This window comes from Carnobacterium sp. (assembly GCF_045617425.1).
Taxonomy (GTDB): domain Bacteria; phylum Bacillota; class Bacilli; order Lactobacillales; family Carnobacteriaceae; genus Carnobacterium_B.
In genome coordinates this window covers 131,248-153,512 of record NZ_JAZLIO010000009.1, presented here as the reverse complement: position 1 = coordinate 153,512, position 22,265 = coordinate 131,248, and the positions used below count along the sequence as shown (strand labels likewise).

Here is a 22,265-nt window from a genome sequence, read left to right as displayed (position 1 = left end):
TTTTTTTGAGAAAGAGGGTATTTCATGAATATATTAATGATTGAAGACAATCAATCCGTATGCGAAATGATGGAAATGTTTTTCATGAAAGAAGAATGGAAAGCTACGTTTGTCCAAGATGGTAAAGAAGGACTAGATGCTTTTCTAAACGATTCCGAAAATTGGGATTTGATTACGTTAGATTTAAATTTGCCAAGTATGGATGGTATGCAAATTTGTCGTGAAATACGAAAAGTCTCAAAAACAATACCCATTATTATGCTAACAGCTAAAGATTCTGAAAGTGACCAAGTCATTGGACTGGAAATTGGAGCGGATGATTATGTTACAAAACCATTTAGTCCACTAACTTTAATTGCCCGTATAAAAGCTTTATACCGTCGAGTAGATTTGATTCATGATGAAGCCGGTAAAGTAGACGAGAAAGCCTATGAAGTTGAAACAAAGTATCTTAAAATGGATAAGAGAACGCGTGAAGCTATTTTGTATGATCAGCCCATCGATAGTTTGACACCAAAAGAGTTCGAATTGCTTTATACGCTAGCTAAAAGTCCTAAGCAAGTTTTTTCTAGGGAACAGCTGTTAACGATTGTCTGGGATTATGAGTATTTTGGAGATGAGCGAACAGTGGACGCGCACATCAAAAAATTGCGCCAAAAAATTGATAAAACGGGTCCACAAGTTATTCAAACTGTTTGGGGAATAGGGTATAAATATGATGATTCGGGAGTCTCTTCATGAGATTGAATTATTTTTACCAACAAATGTTGGCCTTTTTTGCAGTTGTGACAATCGTCTTAATCATACTAGGATTTTCTTTTTTACAATTTGCCCGAAACACGGCCTATCAGAATACTGAAACTCAATTGTTTGGGTACGCTGAAGCTTTAATTGATGAAGATCTACAGATGGATAAACTAGAAAATGGACAAGTTATTTTAAAAAATCAAGGTGTGTCAATTTTTGTATTTGATAGTACAGATAGCATGATTTACCCTAGTACAACTGAAAAGTACATTAGTGGTATTTCAGATCAAGATCTTAAGAAGTTGAAAAATGGTGAGCCAATTTCATTAACTCAAAGAAATACAGATTTTTTTGGCAATCAGATCAATACTGCTATCGTTTATCAACCATTTTTCACTCAAAGTACGGGCGAATTTTACGGATTTATAGCCGTTAGTGCGCCAATCAGTACAATAGAAGCAAATCTAAAGGATATCCGAAACAATTTGTTTAGTGCATTTATTTTCTCAATTGTGGGTGCAACTATAGCTAGTTACCTTTTTGCTAAGTTTCAGGTGAAACGAATCAATCGCATTAGAAGTGCGACTCATAAAGTAGCAAAAGGAGATTTTAATGTTCATTTAGAAAACAAAGAAATGGACGAATTTGATGATTTGGCAGCTGATTTCAATAGTATGGTGGACTCTTTAAAAAGTTCCCAAGAAGAAATTGAACATCAAGAGAAGCGACGCAGACAATTTATGGCTGATGCTGCACATGAGATGCGTACACCTTTGACAACAATCAATGGGCTATTGGAAGGTTTAGAGCATGATATGATTCCAGAAAATCAAAAACAGAGAAGTATCCAATTGATGCAAAATGAAACACGACGTCTAATACGCTTAGTAAATGAGAACTTAGATTATGAAAAAATTCGGTCTAACCAAATTACTTTGCAAAAACAAACTTTTGATGCATATGAAGCATTAGAAATGATTGTTGAACAACTGAAAGGAAAAGCTCGTGATTCAGATGATGAACTGATATTAGACTGTCCAACAGAGTTAGAGGTATATGCAGATTATGATCGATTTTCTCAAATTATTGTAAATATTATCCAAAATGCTATTCAATTTACAACTAATGGAAAAATCAGTATTATAGGTTATTATGGCGAGAATGAAAGTATTATAAAAATAAAAGATTCTGGTATTGGAATGACAGCTGAAGAAATTAAAAATATATGGGAACGTTACTATAAAGCAGATATTTCAAGGAAAAATACTAAGTACGGAGAGTCTGGATTAGGTCTGGCAATTGTTCAGCAATTGGTAAATCTACATGGTGCAAGTGTTGAAGTAGAAAGTTTACCAGGCGAAGGAACAACCTTCACCTTATCTTTTCCACTTGATTTAAATGAATAGAGTAACTCGCTCTAAATCAAATAAAAAAGGGGGTTAGTAGAAGCTAAGACAATAGTCTAACTTCTGCTAGCCCTTTTTTATTTTAACTGACTTTTTTGGAATGGTAAGCGATAGGATGTAGATTAAATGGTTTTTCAGAAGCTAAAATTTGATTATCGGAAGTAACTAATATAAATGAAAAATCTTTTGTACGTGCATAGTAGCGAAGGGACATTAGCCAATCTTGTTTTGAAGAAGCCGTTTCAAAGCTGAAACAATCTTCTACTAAAATAACTTTTTTATTGCAGAGTTCATTTAACCGTAATTGCAACTGAAGAGATAGGTTTAAAGGCAATGTTTTAAAAGGTTGATCAGCTAGGACATCACTTATATTGAGTTCTTCTAATACTTCATTTACTACTAAATCAAGTGAACGTTTCATTTGATTAGATGCTAAGGACAAAACAACCAGCATGTTTTCTCGGACAGTTAAGTAATCAATAAAAGTTTCATTATTTGTAATGACTCCAGGAAAAGAGCCTAACTGTCTATTAAATTGCTTCATCAAAATAGGGAAATCAACTTCTTTAGCTGATAAACTGTAAATCGTTTTAGGTTTGATTGAAAATACAGGATGATTGTCTTTTTTTTTAAAAGAATGTTTAAACATAATAGTTCCTCCTTAGTCATGACGGTCAAATTAAGAAAGTGTGCTTTTTTTCAGTGATAACAGCAGATAATTAGGAATACCGACAACCATACAGCTATAAAAGTTAATGATTCCCGCTAAGAAAAAAGCTTGCAATGTATTATTTTGAGTAAAGGTGTTGTGTATAGATTCACCCATTAAAAAAGCATTAACGTTGAAGCGTGTAAAATCTCCATTTTCACTACTCGATAAAGGAGAATCCCCTTGTAAATGGACTAGAGAGGTATTTGGTTTTATTTCCTGTTGTAAAATTTCAGTTTCTAGATGAGAAATCTTATTCATTACAGGAGTTGTAAATAGACTGTAAATGGAAAAAAGTAGCAGAATAATCGTATTGATTAAAAGGAGTTGTTCCACTATTAATTGGGTTGTTAGCTTATAAACCCGTTCTCCCATCAAAAGATAATTTTGGTATTCTTTTTTTCTAAAGCGACTTAAAAATAACTGAATCATTACCATACTAAGCGTACCTGCAAACACGATTAAAAGAAGAAGGTACTGAAATTCTATTGTATAGTGAGTTGTAATCGATTCTAAGACTTTAAAAGGCTCATACAGTGAAGTGTGTTGTGAGTCTAAAGAAGCGATAATGTGGCTTAACTGAATAGAAGAATCTGAAAATTGTTTGGCTAATAATGCAACTACAAAAGCTAGGATAAAATAAACTAGGTAAAAGATAAGCATAAACAGAAAAAAATAAGGATGATTTTGTAAATGACGGTAAGCACGTTTAGCAATTGTCAAACACAGTACTCCTTTCTACATGAAAATTGATTCTATTTTTATTGTAATCATTAAATATGAAAAAACTGTGAAGCAATTAATAAGAGGGAATGTTAGTTAAATGATTTTTAGAGGTTCTATAATTTTTAGTGTGGATAGATGAATCAACCTACTCACCAAAAACTTCTGGAGGAATAGGGTTGCTTGTAGCCTGAATAGGATTCAATGAGAATTAGAAACCGTTAGCGCTTCAGCGATTACAGTTTATTTGAAGCTTGAAATCCGATAAGACTACAGGCTTACCGGGGGTCCCATGCTTCACAAGCAAACCTGTCCATTCCAGAAGAAATTTCATTTTGAAGCATCCACACCATTTGACGAAGAGCTTTTTTAGAACAAAAAAGGTTGAATCCTAATGGACTCAACCTTTTTCGAATATTTAAGAGATAGTTTATTACTCTGCAACCTTAACGTCAGGGGCTTCTGTTTCAGCTGGTTGTGTTTCGTCAACTGATTCAGGATCGTCTAACAATTCAGGAGCATTTGTTTTATAAAGATCAACTGTAGACTGATTGCCGTTTTGACTATAGATACTTGTAGCTTCTGTTTCTAAACTTTCATTTAAAGCTTTCATACGACTTAATTGATCCCGGTAATCGTAATCAGCAGGATTTGTCGTAACAAGACCTTCAGGAGTATAGAAACGCAAAAGATCACTTGTCAAAATACTGTCAGATAAACTTAATTGAGCATTTGCGTCTAATCTTAACTGTTCAACTTCTGCAAGAACTTCTTCTGAAGGTTCTACGATTAATTCACCTGTTTTAGTGTCATAGATAGTTGAACCATCAACAGTGTATTTAGGAGTTACAAAATTTCCGTTACGGAAGGCAACTGTTTCATCATGGTTTTCAGAGAATAAATCTGTTCCAAGTAAAACATTGTTTTTAGTATCAATACCTAATAAATGAAGAAGAGTAGGAAGACTATCGATTTGACCTCCAAATTCTTCATGGATTTTTCCATTACCTGTTCCAGGAATGTGAACCATATAAGGAACTCTTTGCATCATAGTATTGTCATAGCTTGACCAAGTCTCAGGATCTTTTCCAAGTAAAGGTGCTAATGTTTCATTTCTTGAATTAGATATACCATAATGATCACCGTAAAGAACAATGATGGAATTATCATATAAACCAGATTCTTTTAGATAGTTGAAAAATTCTTCAATAGCTTGATCTAAATAATGGGCAGTCACAAAGTAATTATCAATTGTATCATCCCCCGTTGTAGCAGCAGGAAAATCGACATTTGCTTCATCCAATGGGTAAGGAAAATGATTAGATACAGTAATAAACTTAGAGTAAAACGGTTGTGGAAGTTGTTCTAGATATTGGACAGATTCTTTAAAGAATATTTTGTCTTTCATACCATATTCTAAGGTGTTTTCTTCAGTGAATGTGTAAGATTCATCATCAAAGAAGTAATCAACACCCATTGATTTATATGTGTTGTCTCGATTCCAGAAAGAACCGACGTTACCATGGAACATAGCACTTGTATAATTTTTTTCTGAACCTAATATTTGTGAAGCAGATTGGAAAGTGTTGCTGCCTCCAACTTGTGTAAAGGCACCACCTTGGGATAAGCCAAACAAAGAATTCTCAAGGAGCATCTCAGAATCGGCTGTTTTACCTTGTCCTACTTGGTGGAAGAAGTTACTGAAACTTTGTGTGTCTTCATTGTGGTAAATACTATTGATAAATGGTGTAACTTCAAGAGATTCTCCTTGTTCGGTCTCTAATTTGTAATCAATAAGAAATTGTTGGAAACTTTCTAAATGTAAATAGATAACATTGCGATCTTCAGCAATACCAAACATTTCAGCATCAGCTCCAGCAAAATGTTCATCGACATAACTCAAGACACCTTCAATATCTGATTCGTCTGCACTTGCTTTAACTTGATTAGCTTGAGCAGTTTGATAACCATCGTAAGCTGTAAAGAAATTAATACCAAGGTATTTAACAATATAATTACGGTCAAATGTACGAGCCAATAATTGGGGACGATCACTTTCAGCTAAAGCCAAGTTACCAGCAAATAAGGTGAACCCAACAATTGTAGCTGCAAATGCATACCGTTTTTTGAATGGGCGTTTATCCATTGTCACATTCTTAGTAGCTAATAAAGCAATCAAGATGAAGATGTCAACTAAATAAAGAAAATCAGTTGCATGCAATAAAGCAAAAGTACTTGCTCCTAATCCTCCAGCAACATTTCCGGCGCCCAAGATGGTGCTGACCGATAGGAAATCCGAAAACTCTCTATAATAGAGAATATTCGCAAAGAATAAAATGGTCATTAATGTATAGACCGTTATTAAAGCGATATAGGATTTTTTTGAGCTTTTAAAGTAAAGAGCAATTGAAAATAAAATAATCGTTGTTGCAACTGGGTTAATCAATAAAATAAATTGTTGCATAACTCCTTCTACACCAAGAGAGAATTCTGCCTGATACCCTATATATGTTTTAATCCAAAAAACGATAATCGCTAAAGAAAAAAATCCCAGCCTCGTTTGTAGTAGTTTTTTTATGTTGTTCACTGTTGAATCCTCCTTAAATAAATGACCAAGTATAAATAGTATAAGTTGAAAATTACAATTTTTAAATGAGACCTGCGATAATCCTGCATCATAACACATTTTACAATTTATTTACATTATAGTCAATTTTACTCGCTTTAAAATAGCTGAATAATTTAATCAAATGACTATAGTATCAGGGATAGGTTTTTAAAAGTAAAGTTTAAGTAAAATTTAGGTACTTCGAATAAACTATCTCTTAATAATAATGTATACTTAATTCGTAATGACAAATGAGGAGGATTTTTTAATGGTATTTTTGCAACCCCTCTTTAATTGGATTGAATCAAGGTTTGGTGAATCAATCAACCACTTTCCATTAGTAGAATTAATTTTTCACAGCGTTGACCAAACATTCGTTTATTTTATTTTTTGGCTTATCGTACGTGGAGTCGTTCTAGCTGTCAAAAAAAAGAAAAAACAGCCAGTAAAATGGCGCAGAGAAATTGTTTTAAATGTGTTTATTTTTTATATCCTTCTCTTGATTCATTTAACGGTCTTTCGCGAAGATAATTCTATTATGAATGTGTCTATTGTTATGCGTCCTTTGAGCGAAATCAATTGGATACCGTTTGTAGAAACGGCAAAATTAACTCAAGGAACATCGTTGTTTGATTACTACTATAACTTATATGGAAATATTCTTTGGTTCGTTCCAATGGGTTTTGGTGCAGCTTATTTAATGAAAAGAAAGTATACTTTTTTACGCTCATTAGGTATTGGGTTAACTGTTTCGTTTTTAATTGAAACTATGCAATTTCTTTTCTTTACAGGTGTGTCGGATATTGATGATTTAATTTTTAATACTATCGGAACAATGATTGGAATTGTATTATTTGAAATAAGTCAATGGCTATATAAAAAATGGCAAAGTAAGAAAACCACTTGAAATCATAAATCAAGTGGTTTTCTTATTGCTCTCACAGCTTAATTAGATGCTATATATGGTATACTAGATAAAATAAAAAGGAAAAAGGAGTTTATAAATAGTGGAAAAATACAAATTAAAAAGACGAGCAACTCAAATGGTAAGAGATGGTTACCCAGTATTATTGAAAGAAGATTTTGTGAAAGAACCGATTGAATCTGAAGGAACGATAGTTGAATTACTCGACGACAACAAAAAATTTGTTGCACGAGCATACCTTGCTAAACAAAATAAGGGGGACGGTTGGATCTTAACGATGAATGAAAATGAAAAAATCGATCAAACTTTTTTTGAACGATTATTTAATCAAGCATTGGCCGAACGTACGGATCTTAAATTAAACGAACAAACGAATGCTTACCGATTTTTCAATGGCGAAGGTGATGGTCTTGGTGGATTGACGATTGATGTCTATGCTGATTATTATGTCTTCTCATGGTACAGTGCGGGAATCTACAAGCATCAACAAACGATTTTAAAAGCGTTTCTTGCTGTCGTTTCAGATGTCAAAGGGGTATATGAAAAAATAAGATACCAAACTAAAACGAAGTCTGAAACAAATCACGTTTATGGTGAAGAAGCACCGGAACCGTTATTAATCAAAGAAAATGGCATAACTTTTGCTACTTATTTAAATGATGGATTAATGACTGGGATTTTCTTAGACCAACGTAATGTTCGTCGTAGTATTCTTGAACATTACTCTATGGACAAAACTGTCCTAAACACGTTCAGCTACACAGGAGCTTTCTCTGTTGCTGCAGCAATTGGAGGCGCCAGCCATACAACAAGTGTAGATCTAGCCAATCGTAGTCTAGAAAAGACAAAAGAACAATTTGAAGTAAATGGATTAGATCCAGAACTTCAAACGATACGAGTAATGGATGTGTTTGATTACGTGAGATATGCTATTCGTAAACAGTTGAAATTTGATACGGTAGTTGTTGATCCACCAAGTTTTGCACGCTCGAAAAAAAGAACATTTAGTGTTTCTAAAGACTACACTGCATTATTGGAAGATATCATTGATATTACGAATGAAGATGGTGTGATTATTGCTTCTACAAATGCAGCAAATGTATCAACGGAAAAGTTTGAGCAGTTTATTGAAACAGCATTTGATCATAAAGGGATATCTTATGAAATTTTGGAAAAACATACTTTACCAGAAGATTTCAAAATCAATCCTCATTACCCACAAAGTAATTATTTGAAAGTTTATGTAATACAAAAAGGATATTAATCTTATTCAACCTACTTTGAAAAGAAAGTTTGATACAAATGAAAAAAAATAAAGTACAAAAAACAAATGCTATTCGGAGATTGGAAACCAGTGACATTGCTTATCAAGTATATGAGTTTCCTTGGAGCGAGGATCATTTAGGAGCAGATGCGGTTTTTGAGCAGTTAAACGTAGCGAGAAATCAAATTTACAAAACATTAGTTATTGTAGGTGATAAAACAGGTGTGATTGTTGCTTGTATACCGGGTACTAGTGAACTTGATTTGAAAGCACTAGCTAAAGTTAGTGGAAACAAAAAAGTAGAGTTGCTTCCCTTAACAGAACTAGAAAAAACAACAGGTTACGTTCGTGGAGGCTGTTCACCCATTGGAATGAAGAAATCTTTTCCAACCTTTATCTCTACCCAAGCTCAAACGCTGGAACAAATCATTGTTTCAGCAGGGAAAAGAGGCATGCAGATTGAAGTGAATCCTAATGAATTACGAAAATTGATAAAAGCTGAATTTGCATCGATTGAAGCGAATCAATACTGAATATAAGAATACAAAAATGAACTCCAGATCAAGATAAAAAATCTTGGTCTGGAGTTCATTTTTGTAGAATGCTTTCAAAAAGTAAGTTGACTTTACGTCACTTGACATGTAAAGTGAAGAAAGAAGGACTAAAGGGGGACAGTATGAAAAATAATACGTTAGCTTCATTAACTTGGCTAAGACTCATACGTTTTGTTAATCAAAACAATCAGTTGTCCAATGAATTTTTGAAACGTTTTAAACTGACGAGTGCTCAATTTGATGTGCTTGTCCAAATTCAAGTTTATCAACCTTTGACTCAAACAGAACTAGCTCAAAGAGTTACGGTTACTCAAGGAGGCATTTCCAGAATGTTATCTCGGCTGGAAAAAGAAGGCTATGTTCTGAGGACGCAGGAATGGAAACAAAAGACCATCAGTCTTTCGTCAAAAGGAACAAAAGTATTAGAAAAAGCAATGCCCGAGCAGCTAGATTTTCAAACATCTTTATTTGAAGATACATTAACTAAAGAAGAACTAAAAAATCTTTATAATATGTTGACTAGGCTGTATAAAAATAATGAATCAAAGGTATTACCGCCAGAATAATTTTTTGAACTATCACTTGATTAGTCAATTAAAAAGGAGAAATCAGAGATGAAGGAATATCGTATCGATGAAACAAAAGGAATGGAAGTTGGTTTGTATTCTATTGGAGATCACATGGGAAATCCTCACACTGGGAAAATGATTACTGCTGAACAACGCATAGGAGAGTTTGTTGAAGCTGCTAAACTAGCTGAACAAGCTGGAATTGATGTATTTGCACTCGGAGAAAGCCATCAAGAACATTTCACATCACAAGCTCATACAGTTATTTTGGGTGCTATTGCTCAAGCCACTAGTAAAATTAAAATAGCTAGTTCAGCAACCGTCTTAAGTGTTTCTGATCCTGTACGTGTTTATGAAGACTTTGCAACACTAGATCTGATTTCTCACGGAAGAGCGGAGATAGTTGCAGGAAGAGGATCACGTGTAGGAGCGTATAGCTTATTAGGGTATGATGTTCGTGATTATGAAGAACTATTTGAAGAAAAACTAGAGCTTTTAATGCAGATCAATAAGGAAGAGAGTGTAACGTGGGATGGGAACTATCGTGCACCACTAAAAAATGCTCAAATTCTTCCGCAACCTCAAAATGGAAAATTACCGATTTGGCGTGCTGTAGGTGGACCACCAGCTAGTGCAATGAAAGCAGGATATGCTGGTATACCAATGATGTTAACAACCTTAGGAGGACCAGCAACAAGTTTTAAGGTATCAGTAGATGTTTACCGAGAAGCTGCTCAAAGAAGTGGATTTGACCCAAGCACTTTGCCAATTGCTACAACGAGTTTGTTTTACACAGCTGAAAACTCACAAGATGCACTTCGTGATTTCTATCCACATTTAAATTATGGTATGCAAGCAATCAATGGGGCTGGGTATCCAAAACAACAATTTGCCCAATCTACTGATTACAGAGATGCTTTAATGGTAGGAAGTCCGCAACAAATCATTGAAAAAATGATTTACCAATACGAATTATACGGTCAGCAACGTTTCATGGCTCAAATTGATTTTGGGGGAGTCCCATTTGATAAAATCCAGAAAAATATCGAACTCATCGCTACCCAAATCCTCCCAGCCATAAAAAAATATACAACTAAATAAAGGATGCTGAACGACCCTGAAAGACATACAGTAAAAACAGGAAATCACAGAGAAGATGTTCCATCTTCGGCGGGATTTATCTTTTTTTACAAAGTGTCTGGGGAGTGAAGCTCAACTAGATAAAGGATGCGGAGTTCGACGTTTAGGCTCGACAGAAAAACAAAGAATTCTGAAAGGGATGTTTCACCCCCTGCAAGAATTATGTTTTTTCCGAGAGCCTGTCGAACGCAGCTCAACTAAATAAAGGATGCGGAGTTCAACGTTTAGGCTCGACAGAAAAATAAAGAATGCGGAGTATCTCGGTTAACCGAGACATATGCACATAATAACTAGCGAATGTTTAAGAAAAAGGTGAGTATAAATGAAAATAGTAGGGATTTCGGGATCGACTGTAGGAACGAAAACAAAAACAGCAATGAATTATGTAGAAATAAATTTAAAAGAAAAATACTCAGATGTAGAATTTGAATTAATCGATTTAGCAGAGTATGAAATGTTTTTTAGTGATGGAAGAAATTATTGGGAGTATGAAGGAGATACAAAAGACATTTCTGAAAAAATTATGGCTGCAGATGCGCTTATTATTGGAACACCAACTTTTCAAGCTTCTATTCCAGCATCTTTAAAAAATGTATTCGATTTATTGCCGGTTAATGCATTTCGCGATAAAGTAGTGAGTATGATCGGTACTGCTGGTACTCCCAAACATTTTCTAATGCTTGAACAACAACTAAAACCTATTTTAGCTTACATGAAAGCAACGATTGTTCCGACGTATGTATTTATTGAAGAAAAAGACTTTTATAGAAATAAAATCATCAATGAAGACATTATTTTCCGAATTGAACGATTGGTTGAAGATACAATTATGCTCAATGATGTATTTGTAGAAATGCGTAAAAAGAAAGATGAAGAATACGACTTTTAAAACAATAATGATAAGAAAATAAAAAACCACTTACTATCCATGTAGATTTTGGATGATAAGTGGTTTTTATTTTCTTAAGAACAAGATCTATCTATAGCTTATTCTTAAAATTTATAGATAAAAAATAATCGCGAATATCTTTCCAATTATTTGCACGAATATAACGATCCTCAGTTTCATTTAATGAGTTGACAAACAAAATACCGGTCCCAGAAAAGCGTTCTAACTGACGAATAGAATCATCAATCAAATAATCTGTATGAACGATACTCTTATCGCCGCAAAAAATATAATGCTGAGGATCAATGAAATCAAAATGCTCTTGTAGCCATTCATACTTCGCAGTGAAGGTTTTAGGTACATCCATAGCAGCTGTTGCAATATACAACTCATACTCTTCAGCCAACTCGCGTAAGACCATTTGGCTATCTTTCATGACTGGAATATCCCTGAAAAAGGTGTACGTATTGATGATAGGATAAAGTTCTTTAATTGTTGAAACCAGATCAAAGTTTGGATTTTCCTGTAAATACTCTTCAATAGATTCAAAAGAAACGTGGTATTCCTTTTTGAATAATTCAATAAAACTTATTTCCATATCCGCAATAACTTGATCCATATCAATCGCAATTTTCTTTTTCATAAAAACATCCTTTCAGGTTGAAAAACTCTTTATTTCGATAAAGCCAGTTCAGCAGCATGCATACCTGCGATTCTACCTGTGATAAAAGCACCCGTAATATTGTAGCCACCTGTATAGCCATTGTAATCCAATATTTCACCTGTAAAGAATAGACCCTGGGTAAATTTGCTTTCCATCGTTTTTGGATTTACTTCTTTCGTATGAATTCCTCCTCCAGTAACAAAGGCTTTTTCAATGGGCTGAGTACCATTGGCTGTAAATCGAAAATCTTTAATGAACTCAATAAACTGAATGATTTTATCTGGTGCAACTTGTTTTAATGGCATATTTTCGTCCAAACCAGCTTTAACGAATGCGAATAACAAATATCGTTCAGGTACAAGGCCTTTCAAAGCATTTTTTGTACTTTTATCGCCATCATTTTTTATTAATTTCTGAATTTGTTGTGTTAATTCACCTTTGGATACATTTGGAAGGGCATCTAGACTCATGGTAACTTCCTCTGTTTTATCACGTTTCATCGTTTGATGAACAAACATAGAACAACGTAAGACTGCTGGACCTGAAATACCAAAGTGAGTAAAAATCATGTCCATTTGATGAGAGACAACTGTTTTATTTTTTTTATTCAATACACTGAGCGCAACATCTCTTAAAGAAAGACCTTGTAAAGTCGTATCTTTGATAAAAGGTTCATCAGAGAGAATAGGCGATTCTGTAGGGTAAAGTGGCGTAATGGTATGACCCGCTTTTTTTGCCCATTTATACCCATCACCGGTTGAGCCGGTTCTTGGCATGGCTTTACCCCCTGTTGAGACGATGACACAACTGGCTTCTATAGTGCGACCATCTTGCAATTGGACACCCGTTACTTTTCCTTCATCAAATAATAAAGTGTCAACAGGAGCCTCTGTATAGATATCTATTTCTAACCTATCCATGATGCCAATCAAAGCTTCTAAAATTGTTCTTGATTTATCTGTAATAGGGAACATTCTTCCGTGATCTTCTTCTTTTAATGTAACACCATTTGATCTGAAAAAATCCATAATATCATAATTGTCGTATTGATAAAAAGCGCTGTATAAAAAGCGCCCGTTTCCAGGGATGTGAGCAATGATTTCTTCTTTATCTCGATTATTGGTAACGTTGCACCGTCCACCACCCGTAACAAGTAATTTACGCCCAAGAGAGCTGTTTTTTTCGGTTACTGCTACTTTTGCGCCATGTTCTGCTGCGGAGATAGCAGCCATCATGCCGCTAGTTCCTCCACCAACTACTAATACATCATACATTGTCATTTCTTTAGTTAACCTCATTTCTGTTCATTCCATCTGTTCAAATTTTATTTACTTACTTTATCATATTCTGGCAGTTTGTTCCATAAACCTGTAAACTGTTTTAAGATACAAGAACTTTTCTTGTTAAGAGAGTGCCTTAGCTGTTATGATGTACAAGGCGATGAAATAAATTGAAAAGGAAGATGGAACATATGGAAATTTTAATTGCACTAATACCTGCCATAGCTTGGGGCAGCATTGGATTAGTGAGCAATAAATTAGGTGGAAACTCATATCAACAGACAATAGGAATGTCAGCTGGAGCCGTTCTTTTTTCAATAGGTGTTTACTTTGTTTATCAACCAACAATTGATATGAAAATTATTTTAGTTGGATTGTTGTCAGGAGCTTTATGGTCTTTAGGACAAATGCAACAGTTTCAAAGTATGAAGTTTATTGGAGTATCCAATACTTTGCCTATTTCAACAGGATTACAATTGATTGTCAATACACTTGCGGGAGTACTGCTGTTTAGAGAATGGACAAGCACTAGAGACATTATTCTGGGAATTATTGCTATTATTGTATTGATTTTTGGTGTAACATTTACGACTGTTTCAGATACGAAAGAAACAAAAGATGATTCTAAAGAACAAAAAAAATCTGGAGCAAGAGCATTACTTTTTTCTACACTTGGATATGGATTATATACAATAACAATTAATGCTGCTGGCGTTGATGCAATGGCTGTTATTTTGCCACAAGCTGTAGGTATGCTAATTGGTTCTTTATTGTTCTCAATGAAGCAAGAGATAAAGAGCCAGTACACATTGCGTAATATTTTGACAGGATTGTTATGGGCGTTAGGAAATGTCTTTATGTTGATTTCAATGGAAAAAATTGGTTTGGCTATCAGTTTCTCACTTTCACAAACTGGGATTATCATTTCAACGTTAGGAAGTATTTGGTTCTTAGGAGAAACGAAAACAAAAAGAGAATTCCGCTATATCTTACTTGGTTGTATTTTAGTTATTGTTGGCGGTGTGCTATTAGGTTACGTTAAATCCTAAATAAATTTAATCAATAGACGGGTGGTATTAAAATGAATTACCTTAGAAAGAAGCCATTAGAAACAACTGAGAGACCATCTAATTTAAAAAGAGAATTAAAAACTATGGATTTAATCTTACTAGGTTTAGGAGCAATTGTTGGGACGGGTATTTTTGTTATTACTGGAACGGCTGCTGCTCTAACGGCTGGACCTGCATTGATTTTATCTTTTATTATTGCGGCTTTCTCATGTATCTTATCCGCTTTATGTTATGCAGAATTTGCTTCTCGAATTCCCGTTTCAGGAGGAGCTTATTCTTATGCCTATACTGTTTTTGGTGAATTGATCGGCTGGTTGATCGGTTGGCTGATGATTTGTGAGTACCTACTGGCAAATGCTTCTGTAGCTTCAGGTTGGTCAGGATATATGAACGGATTTTTAGAGGGTCTTGGTTTGGGGCTACCGGTTGCATTGCGTTCTTCTTATAACGCGGAGACTGGGGCTTACGTGGATGTAATCGCAGTATTGGTTACATTCGCTGTAACGTATGTTGTGATTCAAGGCGCTAAAAAAGCATTACGTTTAAACAATATTATGGTATTTATAAAATTTGGTTTAATTGCTTTATTTATTGGAGTAGGTGTTTTTTATGTTAAACCAGAAAATTGGACGCCTTTTGCTCCATTCGGATTAAATGGTGTTGTTTCAGGAGCGGCTGTCGTTTTCTTTGCTTTCTTAGGGTTTGACGCAGTGAGTACTGCTGCGGAAGAAACAAAAAATCCGCGTAGAGATGTTCCAAGAGGGATTATTGGTTCACTTGGAATTGCAACGCTCTTGTATATCATAGTGACACTCGTATTAACTGGAATCGTTCCTTACGCACAGCTAGACATCAAAGATCCAGTAGCTTTTGCTATACGGTTTATCGGACAAGATTTCGTTGCCGGTATTATCTCTGTAGGAGCGATCTTAACATTATTAACGGTACTCATTTCGATGACTTATGGATTAGGGCGTTTAATTTATGCGATTGGAAGAGATGGTTTACTGCCAAAAAAATTGAGTCAAGTTGATCCGAAGACAAAAAGTCCAAAAAATGCAACACAAGTAGTTGGTGTGGTTTCAGCAGTATTAGCTGGGGTAGTTCCGCTTAATAAATTAGCAGAACTTACAAATATCGTAACCTTGTTGATTTTTGTAATTATTGCGATAGGAATTATTAAATTACGTAAAGATTTTGGAGAACCAAAAGAAGGCGAATTTAAAGTACCTTTTGTACCTGTTTTCCCGATTGTTTCTGTAATGGTGTGTGTTTACTTGATGGTTCAATTATCATTATCTGTTTGGATCGCGTTCCTTATTTGGTTAACTGTTGGAGTAATTATCTATTTTATTTATGGATACAAGCACAGCGAACTCAATTAAAAGGACTAAAGGACTAAAAAATAGTAAGATGTACAAAAAGACGCTCATTCCTAAAAAGGAATGTACGTCTTTTTTTCCGCAGAAATAAAAGTGAGGAAATATTATTTTTATTACTTACTTATTCAAGGTACTTATTCTAGTAATTTCTCATCAAATACTGTAAAATTGTATGAATTGAGTGTTTGTGGTAGTTATTTTTAATTTGCTTCATACGGCACTTGTAAAGTAAAATTTTTGAGAAATGAAGGTGCAAATATGTCTTTTGTAGAGATAAAAAATGAATTTAAACGCTATAAAATGGGTGAAACAGTTATTGCCGCAAATGACGGCATCTCTTTTGAAATTGAGCAAGGAGAATTTGCAGTCATTGTTGGACCAAGTGGTGCAGGAAAATCAACAGTCCTGAATATTTTAGGCGGAATGGATTCAGCAGATGAAGGTCAGATTCTTGTAGATGGCACTGATATTGCCAAATTTAATTCAAAACAGCTGACGCAATACCGTCGAGACGATGTAGGATTTGTTTTTCAATTTTATAACTTAGTACCCAATTTGACAGCTATTGAAAATGTGGAGTTGGCATCTGAAATCTCCAACAAAGCATTGGACGCAAAAAAAGTGTTAGAAGATGTTGGATTAGGTCATCGACTAGATAATTTTCCAGCACAATTATCAGGTGGGGAACAACAACGAGTAGCTATTGCTAGAGCTTTAGCCAAACAGCCGAAACTTCTATTATGTGATGAGCCAACTGGAGCATTAGATTATGAAACTGGAAAACAAGTGTTGAAAATATTGCAGGATACTTGTAAAAATACAGGAACAACAGTTATTGTCATTACGCATAATAAAGCAATTGCACCAATGGCTAATCGAATGATTGAAATAAACAATGCGAAAGTACGTAGTGTGACCATGAATGAAAATCCTATGTCCGTAGCTGATATCGAATGGTAAGGGGTGGGAAAAAATGAAGAAAAAAGCACTATGGAAAGATATATTTAAAGAGATGGGAAAATCGAAATCACGTTTTTTTTCTATCTTTGCCATAATTACATTAGGAGTAGCTTTTTTTGCCGGCATTAAAGCAACAGGTCCAGATATGATCGATACCGCGGATCATTATTACAAAGAGACAAATCTAATGGATACCAAAGTGTTATCTACTTATGGACTTAATGATGATGATAAAGCACTATTGGAGAGCATTGAAGGCGCAGATGTTAACATGAGCTACAGTCAAGATGTAATTCTTGAGGACAGTAGTGTAGTTGCCAAATTAATTTCTTACCCTTTAAATAAAGAGACTGATCAAAATAACTATGTGGTAGCTTCAGGTCGATTGCCAGAAAAGTCTGGAGAAATTGCTTTAGATAGTAATAGCAATATGACAGATGTTTACAATATCGGCGACACAATTACTCTTTCTTCTGATGATGAAGAGACTAAATTAGAGGATTCGTTTGCTACAACAACTTTTGAAGTAGTTGGATTTGTGAACAGTCCGCAATACATTGAAAACTTCGCCAGAGGGACTAGCACAGTTGGAAAAGGAACAGTAGATGGTTTTGCCGTTATTCCTGAGGAAGATTTCTCATTGGAATTTTACACAGAAGCCTATCTATCTTTTGAAAAAAATGATTCACTTGTTTCTTATTCGCCAGAGTATGAAGATAATGTTGAAGAACAAATGGATCAAATCGAAAAAGTAGTCGAAAAAAGACCAGAAGAACGATTAGACGAAATTCGTTCTGAAGCTCAAACTGAGATTGATGATGGCCAAGCTGAAATTGATGATGCTAAAAAACAATTAGCTGATGGACAAAAACAGTTAGAGGATGCAAAAGCTACATTGGATCAAGGTCAAGAAGACTACAATGAAGGGTTAGCTACTTTGGAATCTCAAACAGCTGAGGCTCAAGCTACTATTGATCAAAAACGACAAGAATTAGAAGCAGGAAAAGCAGAATTAGCTGCAAATGAAGCTGACTTGCAAATAGCACAAACCCAACTTACTGATGCTCGAAATAATTTTGAAGCCCAAAAAGTAACAGCAGAGCAATCTTTAGCCAATGGAGAAACATTTGTTGGAAATGCTAGAGCTGTTTTAGAGGTTCCAATTGAAACTGTGCCTGTTGAAACTCAAACGAGCATCACTCAAGCAGCCAATGCTATTGATCCTTCACTTGGAGAAGCCTTTACAGGTTACTTTGCTGGAGTTGTTTCAAACAGCACGGTTTCAGCAGCAATAGAAGGAGTGTCCACTAATCTTGAAGAAACGCGGGCACAATTAAGTGCAGCAGATGCAGAAATAACAGCTAATGAGCAAAATCTTGCTCAAGGGTATGCTGATATCGAAGCTGCAAAAACAACGATTGCTGATGGGGAAGCTCAATTAGCTGAAGCTCAAGAGCAATTAAATCAGGAAAAAGCAAATGGCGAAGCAGAACTGGCTGCAGCCCTTGAAGAATTAGAAACCGGGCGAGCTGATTATGAAACGGCACTGGCTGAATTTGAAAAAGAGTCAGCAGATGCTGAAAAAGAAATTGCAGATGGTGAAGCAGAACTAGCAGATGCTAAAAAAGAATTACAAGAATTAGAGATGCCCGAGTATTATGTGCTGGATCGTTCGACGAATCCAGGATACAGCGAATTTAGTGATAATGCAGAAAGAATATCAGCAATTGCACAAGTCTTTCCTGTATTCTTTTTCTTAATTGCCGCATTAGTGTGTTTAACCACTATGACTCGTATGGTAGAAGAAGAACGATTACAAATTGGAACCTTAAAAGCTTTAGGTTATTCTAATTGGGATATTTCAAAAAAATTCTTAGTATATGCCTCATTAGCCAGTGTGTTAGGAACTATTATAGGTTTAGCTATCGGGTATCAAGTATTCCCTAACATTATTTTTAATGCCTATGGTTCTATGTATAATTTACCATCCGTTCGCATAACGTATTACATTAGTTATGGAGTAATTTCCTTTTTAATAGCTTTGCTTTGTACGGTTATGGCAGCTTATCTTGCGACAAGAGTGGCTTTAAAAAGTACAGCAGCTACATTGATGCGTCCAAAAGCACCTAAAATAGGGAAACGCATTTTGTTAGAACGCATTCCATTCATTTGGAATAGATTTGGTTTTATTCAAAAAGTTACAGCACGAAATCTTTTCCGCTATAAGCAACGCATGCTGATGACAGTTCTTGGAGTTGCAGGATGTACAGCTTTGATTTTAACCGGTTTTGGCTTATCTGATTCTATTTCGAATGTGGCGGATCTTCAATATGGCAAGGTTATGAAGTATGATGCCATTGTTGCATTAAATACAGATGCAAGTGATGATGAAAAAACTGAGTATGATGAAGAATTAGCTAAACAACCAACTGTTCAAGAATCTTTAAAGGTTAGTCAAGAAAATTATACAGTTGATGTAGAAGGAGTGAACAAGCAGGATGTTACTGTGTTTGTCCCTGAAACTACGGAAAACTTTGAAAATTATGTTCTTTTAAACGATCGATCTTCCGGTCAAGAGTATTCAATTCCTGAAAAAGGTACAATCATTAGTGAAAAATTAGCAAAACTAATTGGTGCGAAAAAAGGAGATAAATTGATTTTAACCGATTCAGACAATAATGAAGTAGAAGTAGGTATAACTGAAATCGTTGAGAATTATACTGGTCATTATGTCTACATGAATAAAGATTATTATGAAACTACTTTTGGGAAATCACCGGAATATACAACAGAATTGTTGAATTATAGTAATGAAAAAGTAGACGAAGATATACTAGGTTCTACATTGACAGCACAACCAAGTGTTTTATCGGTCAATTTTGTTAGTGACGTTAGCGAATCATTTGCAGAGACGACTGGCAGTCTAGGAATCGTCACATTGGTATTGATTATTTCAGCTGGATTATTAGCCTTTGTCGTGTTATATAATTTAACCAATATAAACGTTTCTGAACGCGAGCGAGAATTATCGACCATCAAAGTGTTAGGATTTTTCGATAAAGAAGTTACTATGTATATCTATCGTGAAAATATTATTCTTACTTTAATGGGAATCGTTGTTGGCTCATTTTTAGGAGTCTTGCTGCACAGTTTTGTATTAGATACTGCAGAAGTCGATCTTTTAATGTTCAGTCCAACCATTCAGCCACTGAGTTATCTTTACTCAGGAATTATTACTCTGATATTCTCTGGAATTGTTATGATTGCGATGCATTACAAACTCAAAAAAGTCGATATGATCGAAGCCCTAAAATCAGTAGATTAATAAAATAGGATGCGGAGAAACCCTGAAAGGCATAAAGTAAAAACAGTAAATCATAGAGAAGATGTTTCATCTTCGTCGTGATTTATCTTTTTTACAAAATGGCTGGGTTTCGTAGATCAACTAAAGGATGCGAAGTATCCCGCATAGCTCCGGAGAAACTCTGAAAGGCATAAATTTCTCAAATTTTAGTTAAATTTTGTCCCGTTAACAAATGAAAAAATAAGCTAGATAGGATTTGGGAGGTAATATCTCAATCCTGTCTAGCTTATTTTTATTTAGGTAATATACGCTAAGATACGCCAAGTATTAGGCCTGTAACTTATCAGTTGGCTTAGGTCCACCAGGTATCAGGCGATTAACTAAAATAGCAATAAAGGTTCCAATAAAAGTATCCAAAACCCTTGCTAAGGCATACAAAACAGTTTCATCCGTTGGGATACTAAAGTAAATGATCAAAAATGCAGCACTTGCTCCTACAATTCCAGGATTGTAATTTATTCGATCGCAGAATACAATAATCAAAATAACTCCAAGTGGGACACCAATCAATTCAATAAAAAAATACCACCCAATAAATTGCTGTAACAAGACTAAAATAGCGGCAAAAATAGCTCCAATAGAATTACCAAAAATTCTTGTTTTTCCGAAACTTAAACTAGTCTGCCAATCTTCTCGTAAACCAAAAACAGCTGCCAATGCAGCAATCATTGGAGGTTCTCTATCAAGCAAATGAAATAAAAGAATACATAGTCCAACTGCTAAGCCTGTTTTTATTGTACGCATACCAATTCTATAATTGCCAATTTTCATTTAGATCCATCACTTTCTATAAATAGCATTTTAGATCTCTGTCTTAAAAGTATCTAGTACTAATAATAGGGATAAGTAAATGAAATGCAAAGAAAAATTTTCAGATTTTAAATAAATGGGGTAAGATGGAAGTAGATTTTATATTAAAGGAGTGTCAACATGACCGTTTCTTTACGAGCAATAAAAATAGCATTAGCAACAACAATTGCGATTTTGATAGCTCAGGCATTTCAACTAGAATATAGTGTGTCAGCCGGAGTTGTAGCAATATTAAGCGTATTAGATACAAAGAAATCTTCTGTTACTACTGCTCTTCAACGAATAGGATCTACAGTTTTAGCATTAAGCGTAGCGACAATACTTTTTCAATTACTCGGCTTTAGTACTATTGTATTTGGATTGTATCTTCTGATCTATATCCCTTTAGCCTATAAATTCAAGGTAGAGGTAGGAATTGCTCCCTGTTCTGTACTTGTTTCTCATTTATTACTGGAACAAAGTACCTCTATTGGGTGGCTCGCAAATGAGTTGTCATTGATGCTTATAGGGGCTGGAATCGCTATTTTATTTAATTTGTATATGCCTTCCAAGGAAACTCAATTAATGCAGTTAAGAGATGAAATTGAAGAGAAGATGAAGCAAGTTCTAATGAGTTTTGATGTGATATTAAGAGAAGGACACACTAATGAAAAAGTAGAACTTTTATTAAAAGAACTTCAAATGGAATTAAAAAAAGCAGAAAAAATAGCTTATACAGAGTCCCATAACCAGTTGTTCAGTCAAAATGAGGATTATATGATTCAGTACTTTGACATGCGTCAACAGCAAGTTAAAATATTAGCAGAAATGTCGATAGATTTAAGTGTTTGTTCTTTACCAACGAAGCAAAATATGATCTTAGCACGTTTGCTTCATCAAACAGCTAACCAGCTGCATGAAAGCAATCCAGTAGTAGACTTAACAAGAGATATTCAGTCCATGTTAAATGATTTTAGAAATAGCGATTTGCCTTCAACAAGAGAAGAGTTTGAAAATCGCGCTGCGTTATTTATTCTTTTAAATGATTTTACGCGGTTTATTCAAATCAAAAAGGAATTTTTTGAACAACATAAAAGTGAATAATCAACATGAACCTCTTTTTGGTCAACTCACTAAGTTACGTAACCACAATTTTCTCAGAAAACACTGAAATTTTCAGTTTTTTTGAGGAAGTTGTATTTTTTTTATGACTGTATAAAAA

The 22,265-nt window shown here is 34.7% G+C and carries 19 protein-coding genes; 13 read left to right on the top strand and 6 right to left on the bottom strand.

From position 1 onward, the window contains the following. Positions 1–24: 24 nt before the first annotated feature. Together ACKI3H_RS04010 and ACKI3H_RS04005 are read left to right on the top strand one after the other, a co-directional pair. Positions 25–741 carry a response regulator transcription factor gene (locus ACKI3H_RS04010; protein WP_350450499.1) on the top strand — a complete coding sequence of 239 codons (717 nt, stop codon included), beginning with the start codon at positions 25–27 and terminating at the stop codon, positions 739–741. Beyond that, entirely contained in the window at positions 738–2,153 is a 1,416-nt protein-coding gene (locus ACKI3H_RS04005; RefSeq protein ID WP_407370991.1) for an ATP-binding protein, read from the top strand. The genes ACKI3H_RS04010 and ACKI3H_RS04005 overlap by 4 nt, the downstream gene beginning before the upstream one ends. 82 nt (positions 2,154–2,235) lie before the next feature. Here ACKI3H_RS04005 and ACKI3H_RS04000 read toward each other — a convergent pair whose 3' ends face one another. The 3 genes from ACKI3H_RS04000 to ACKI3H_RS03990 all read right to left on the bottom strand — a co-directional run bounded on the left by ACKI3H_RS04000 (position 2,236) and on the right by ACKI3H_RS03990 (position 6,172). Beyond that, positions 2,236–2,802 (bottom strand): hypothetical protein, encoded by a 567-nt coding sequence (locus tag ACKI3H_RS04000; RefSeq protein ID WP_407370990.1) that lies wholly within the window; start codon positions 2,800–2,802, stop codon positions 2,236–2,238. Between the two features lie 30 nt (positions 2,803–2,832). Further along, a complete protein-coding gene (locus ACKI3H_RS03995; RefSeq protein WP_407370989.1) occupies positions 2,833–3,585 on the bottom strand; it encodes a hypothetical protein in 753 nt (250 codons plus the stop codon). A 433-nt stretch (positions 3,586–4,018) separates the two neighbouring features. Next, positions 4,019–6,172: an LTA synthase family protein gene (locus ACKI3H_RS03990; RefSeq protein ID WP_407370988.1), complete on the bottom strand. Its 2,154-nt coding sequence runs from the start codon at positions 6,170–6,172 to the stop codon at positions 4,019–4,021. A gap of 289 nt (positions 6,173–6,461) precedes the next feature. Here ACKI3H_RS03990 and ACKI3H_RS03985 point away from each other — a divergent pair, with 289 nt between their 5' ends. The 6 genes from ACKI3H_RS03985 (at position 6,462) to ACKI3H_RS03960 (ending at position 11,534) form a co-directional block, all read left to right on the top strand. Further along, complete coding sequence (locus tag ACKI3H_RS03985) at positions 6,462–7,100, top strand: VanZ family protein (protein WP_407370987.1); 639 nt, start codon at positions 6,462–6,464, stop codon at positions 7,098–7,100. 100 nt (positions 7,101–7,200) lie between these two features. After that, positions 7,201–8,382, top strand: a complete 1,182-nt coding sequence (locus ACKI3H_RS03980; protein ID WP_407370986.1) for a class I SAM-dependent rRNA methyltransferase — start codon at positions 7,201–7,203, stop codon at positions 8,380–8,382. Positions 8,383–8,420: 38 nt separating this feature from the next. Next, entirely contained in the window at positions 8,421–8,915 is a 495-nt protein-coding gene (gene ybaK, locus ACKI3H_RS03975; RefSeq protein ID WP_407370985.1) for a Cys-tRNA(Pro) deacylase, read from the top strand. A gap of 143 nt (positions 8,916–9,058) precedes the next feature. After that, a complete protein-coding gene (locus ACKI3H_RS03970; RefSeq protein ID WP_407370984.1) occupies positions 9,059–9,502 on the top strand; it encodes a MarR family winged helix-turn-helix transcriptional regulator in 444 nt (147 codons plus the stop codon). A 48-nt stretch (positions 9,503–9,550) separates the two neighbouring features. Further along, positions 9,551–10,606, top strand: a complete 1,056-nt coding sequence (locus ACKI3H_RS03965; RefSeq protein ID WP_407370983.1) for an LLM class flavin-dependent oxidoreductase — start codon at positions 9,551–9,553, stop codon at positions 10,604–10,606. 361 nt (positions 10,607–10,967) lie between these two features. Next, positions 10,968–11,534, top strand: coding sequence for an NADPH-dependent FMN reductase (locus tag ACKI3H_RS03960; protein WP_407370982.1), 567 nt, complete (start codon positions 10,968–10,970; stop codon positions 11,532–11,534). Positions 11,535–11,625: 91 nt separating this feature from the next. Here the strand turns inward: ACKI3H_RS03960 and ACKI3H_RS03955 are convergent, their stop codons facing one another. Further along, complete coding sequence (locus tag ACKI3H_RS03955) at positions 11,626–12,177, bottom strand: 5' nucleotidase, NT5C type (RefSeq protein ID WP_407370981.1); 552 nt, start codon at positions 12,175–12,177, stop codon at positions 11,626–11,628. Positions 12,178–12,206: 29 nt separating this feature from the next. Beyond that, positions 12,207–13,478, bottom strand: a complete 1,272-nt coding sequence (locus tag ACKI3H_RS03950; RefSeq protein ID WP_407371375.1) for an NAD(P)/FAD-dependent oxidoreductase — start codon at positions 13,476–13,478, stop codon at positions 12,207–12,209. Between the two features lie 191 nt (positions 13,479–13,669). Between ACKI3H_RS03950 and ACKI3H_RS03945 the strand changes: the two genes are divergently transcribed. The 4 genes from ACKI3H_RS03945 to ACKI3H_RS03930 all read left to right on the top strand — a co-directional run bounded on the left by ACKI3H_RS03945 (position 13,670) and on the right by ACKI3H_RS03930 (position 20,215). Beyond that, positions 13,670–14,527: a GRP family sugar transporter gene (locus tag ACKI3H_RS03945; RefSeq protein ID WP_407370980.1), complete on the top strand. Its 858-nt coding sequence runs from the start codon at positions 13,670–13,672 to the stop codon at positions 14,525–14,527. A gap of 32 nt (positions 14,528–14,559) precedes the next feature. Then, entirely contained in the window at positions 14,560–15,933 is a 1,374-nt protein-coding gene (locus tag ACKI3H_RS03940; RefSeq protein ID WP_407370979.1) for an amino acid permease, read from the top strand. Positions 15,934–16,188: 255 nt separating this feature from the next. Further along, the gene (locus ACKI3H_RS03935) at positions 16,189–16,890 is read left to right on the top strand and encodes an ABC transporter ATP-binding protein (RefSeq protein ID WP_407370978.1); all 702 of its coding nucleotides are present in this window, start codon (positions 16,189–16,191) and stop codon (positions 16,888–16,890) included. 13 nt (positions 16,891–16,903) lie between these two features. Beyond that, positions 16,904–20,215, top strand: a complete 3,312-nt coding sequence (locus ACKI3H_RS03930) for an FtsX-like permease family protein (RefSeq protein WP_407370977.1) — start codon at positions 16,904–16,906, stop codon at positions 20,213–20,215. A 306-nt stretch (positions 20,216–20,521) separates the two neighbouring features. Here ACKI3H_RS03930 and ACKI3H_RS03925 read toward each other — a convergent pair whose 3' ends face one another. Beyond that, entirely contained in the window at positions 20,522–21,025 is a 504-nt protein-coding gene (locus tag ACKI3H_RS03925) for an FUSC family protein (RefSeq protein WP_407370976.1), read from the bottom strand. A 159-nt stretch (positions 21,026–21,184) separates the two neighbouring features. On the opposite strand from ACKI3H_RS03925, the gene ACKI3H_RS03920 reads away from it, so the two are divergent. After that, positions 21,185–22,147 carry an aromatic acid exporter family protein gene (locus ACKI3H_RS03920; RefSeq protein WP_407370975.1) on the top strand — a complete coding sequence of 321 codons (963 nt, stop codon included), beginning with the start codon at positions 21,185–21,187 and terminating at the stop codon, positions 22,145–22,147. Positions 22,148–22,265 lie beyond the last annotated feature (118 nt).

What these genes read in the sequence shown, in the direction of transcription:
- ACKI3H_RS03925 (WP_407370976.1), bottom strand. Translation starts at nt 21,025, where the DNA reads ATGAAAATTGGCAATTATAGAATTGGTATGCGTACAATAAAAACAGGC.
- ACKI3H_RS04000 (WP_407370990.1), bottom strand. Translation starts at nt 2,802, where the DNA reads ATGTTTAAACATTCTTTTAAAAAAAAAGACAATCATCCTGTATTTTCA.
- ACKI3H_RS03940 (WP_407370979.1), top strand. Translation starts at nt 14,560, where the DNA reads ATGAATTACCTTAGAAAGAAGCCATTAGAAACAACTGAGAGACCATCT.
- ACKI3H_RS03920 (WP_407370975.1), top strand. Translation starts at nt 21,185, where the DNA reads ATGACCGTTTCTTTACGAGCAATAAAAATAGCATTAGCAACAACAATT.
- ACKI3H_RS03960 (WP_407370982.1), top strand. Translation starts at nt 10,968, where the DNA reads ATGAAAATAGTAGGGATTTCGGGATCGACTGTAGGAACGAAAACAAAA.
- ACKI3H_RS03945 (WP_407370980.1), top strand. Translation starts at nt 13,670, where the DNA reads ATGGAAATTTTAATTGCACTAATACCTGCCATAGCTTGGGGCAGCATT.
- ACKI3H_RS03970 (WP_407370984.1), top strand. Translation starts at nt 9,059, where the DNA reads ATGAAAAATAATACGTTAGCTTCATTAACTTGGCTAAGACTCATACGT.
- ACKI3H_RS03985 (WP_407370987.1), top strand. Translation starts at nt 6,462, where the DNA reads ATGGTATTTTTGCAACCCCTCTTTAATTGGATTGAATCAAGGTTTGGT.
- ACKI3H_RS03955 (WP_407370981.1), bottom strand. Translation starts at nt 12,177, where the DNA reads ATGAAAAAGAAAATTGCGATTGATATGGATCAAGTTATTGCGGATATG.
- ACKI3H_RS03950 (WP_407371375.1), bottom strand. Translation starts at nt 13,478, where the DNA reads ATGACAATGTATGATGTATTAGTAGTTGGTGGAGGAACTAGCGGCATG.
- ybaK (WP_407370985.1), top strand. Translation starts at nt 8,421, where the DNA reads ATGAAAAAAAATAAAGTACAAAAAACAAATGCTATTCGGAGATTGGAA.
- ACKI3H_RS03930 (WP_407370977.1), top strand. Translation starts at nt 16,904, where the DNA reads ATGAAGAAAAAAGCACTATGGAAAGATATATTTAAAGAGATGGGAAAA.
- ACKI3H_RS03935 (WP_407370978.1), top strand. Translation starts at nt 16,189, where the DNA reads ATGTCTTTTGTAGAGATAAAAAATGAATTTAAACGCTATAAAATGGGT.
- ACKI3H_RS03965 (WP_407370983.1), top strand. Translation starts at nt 9,551, where the DNA reads ATGAAGGAATATCGTATCGATGAAACAAAAGGAATGGAAGTTGGTTTG.
- ACKI3H_RS04005 (WP_407370991.1), top strand. Translation starts at nt 738, where the DNA reads ATGAGATTGAATTATTTTTACCAACAAATGTTGGCCTTTTTTGCAGTT.
- ACKI3H_RS04010 (WP_350450499.1), top strand. Translation starts at nt 25, where the DNA reads ATGAATATATTAATGATTGAAGACAATCAATCCGTATGCGAAATGATG.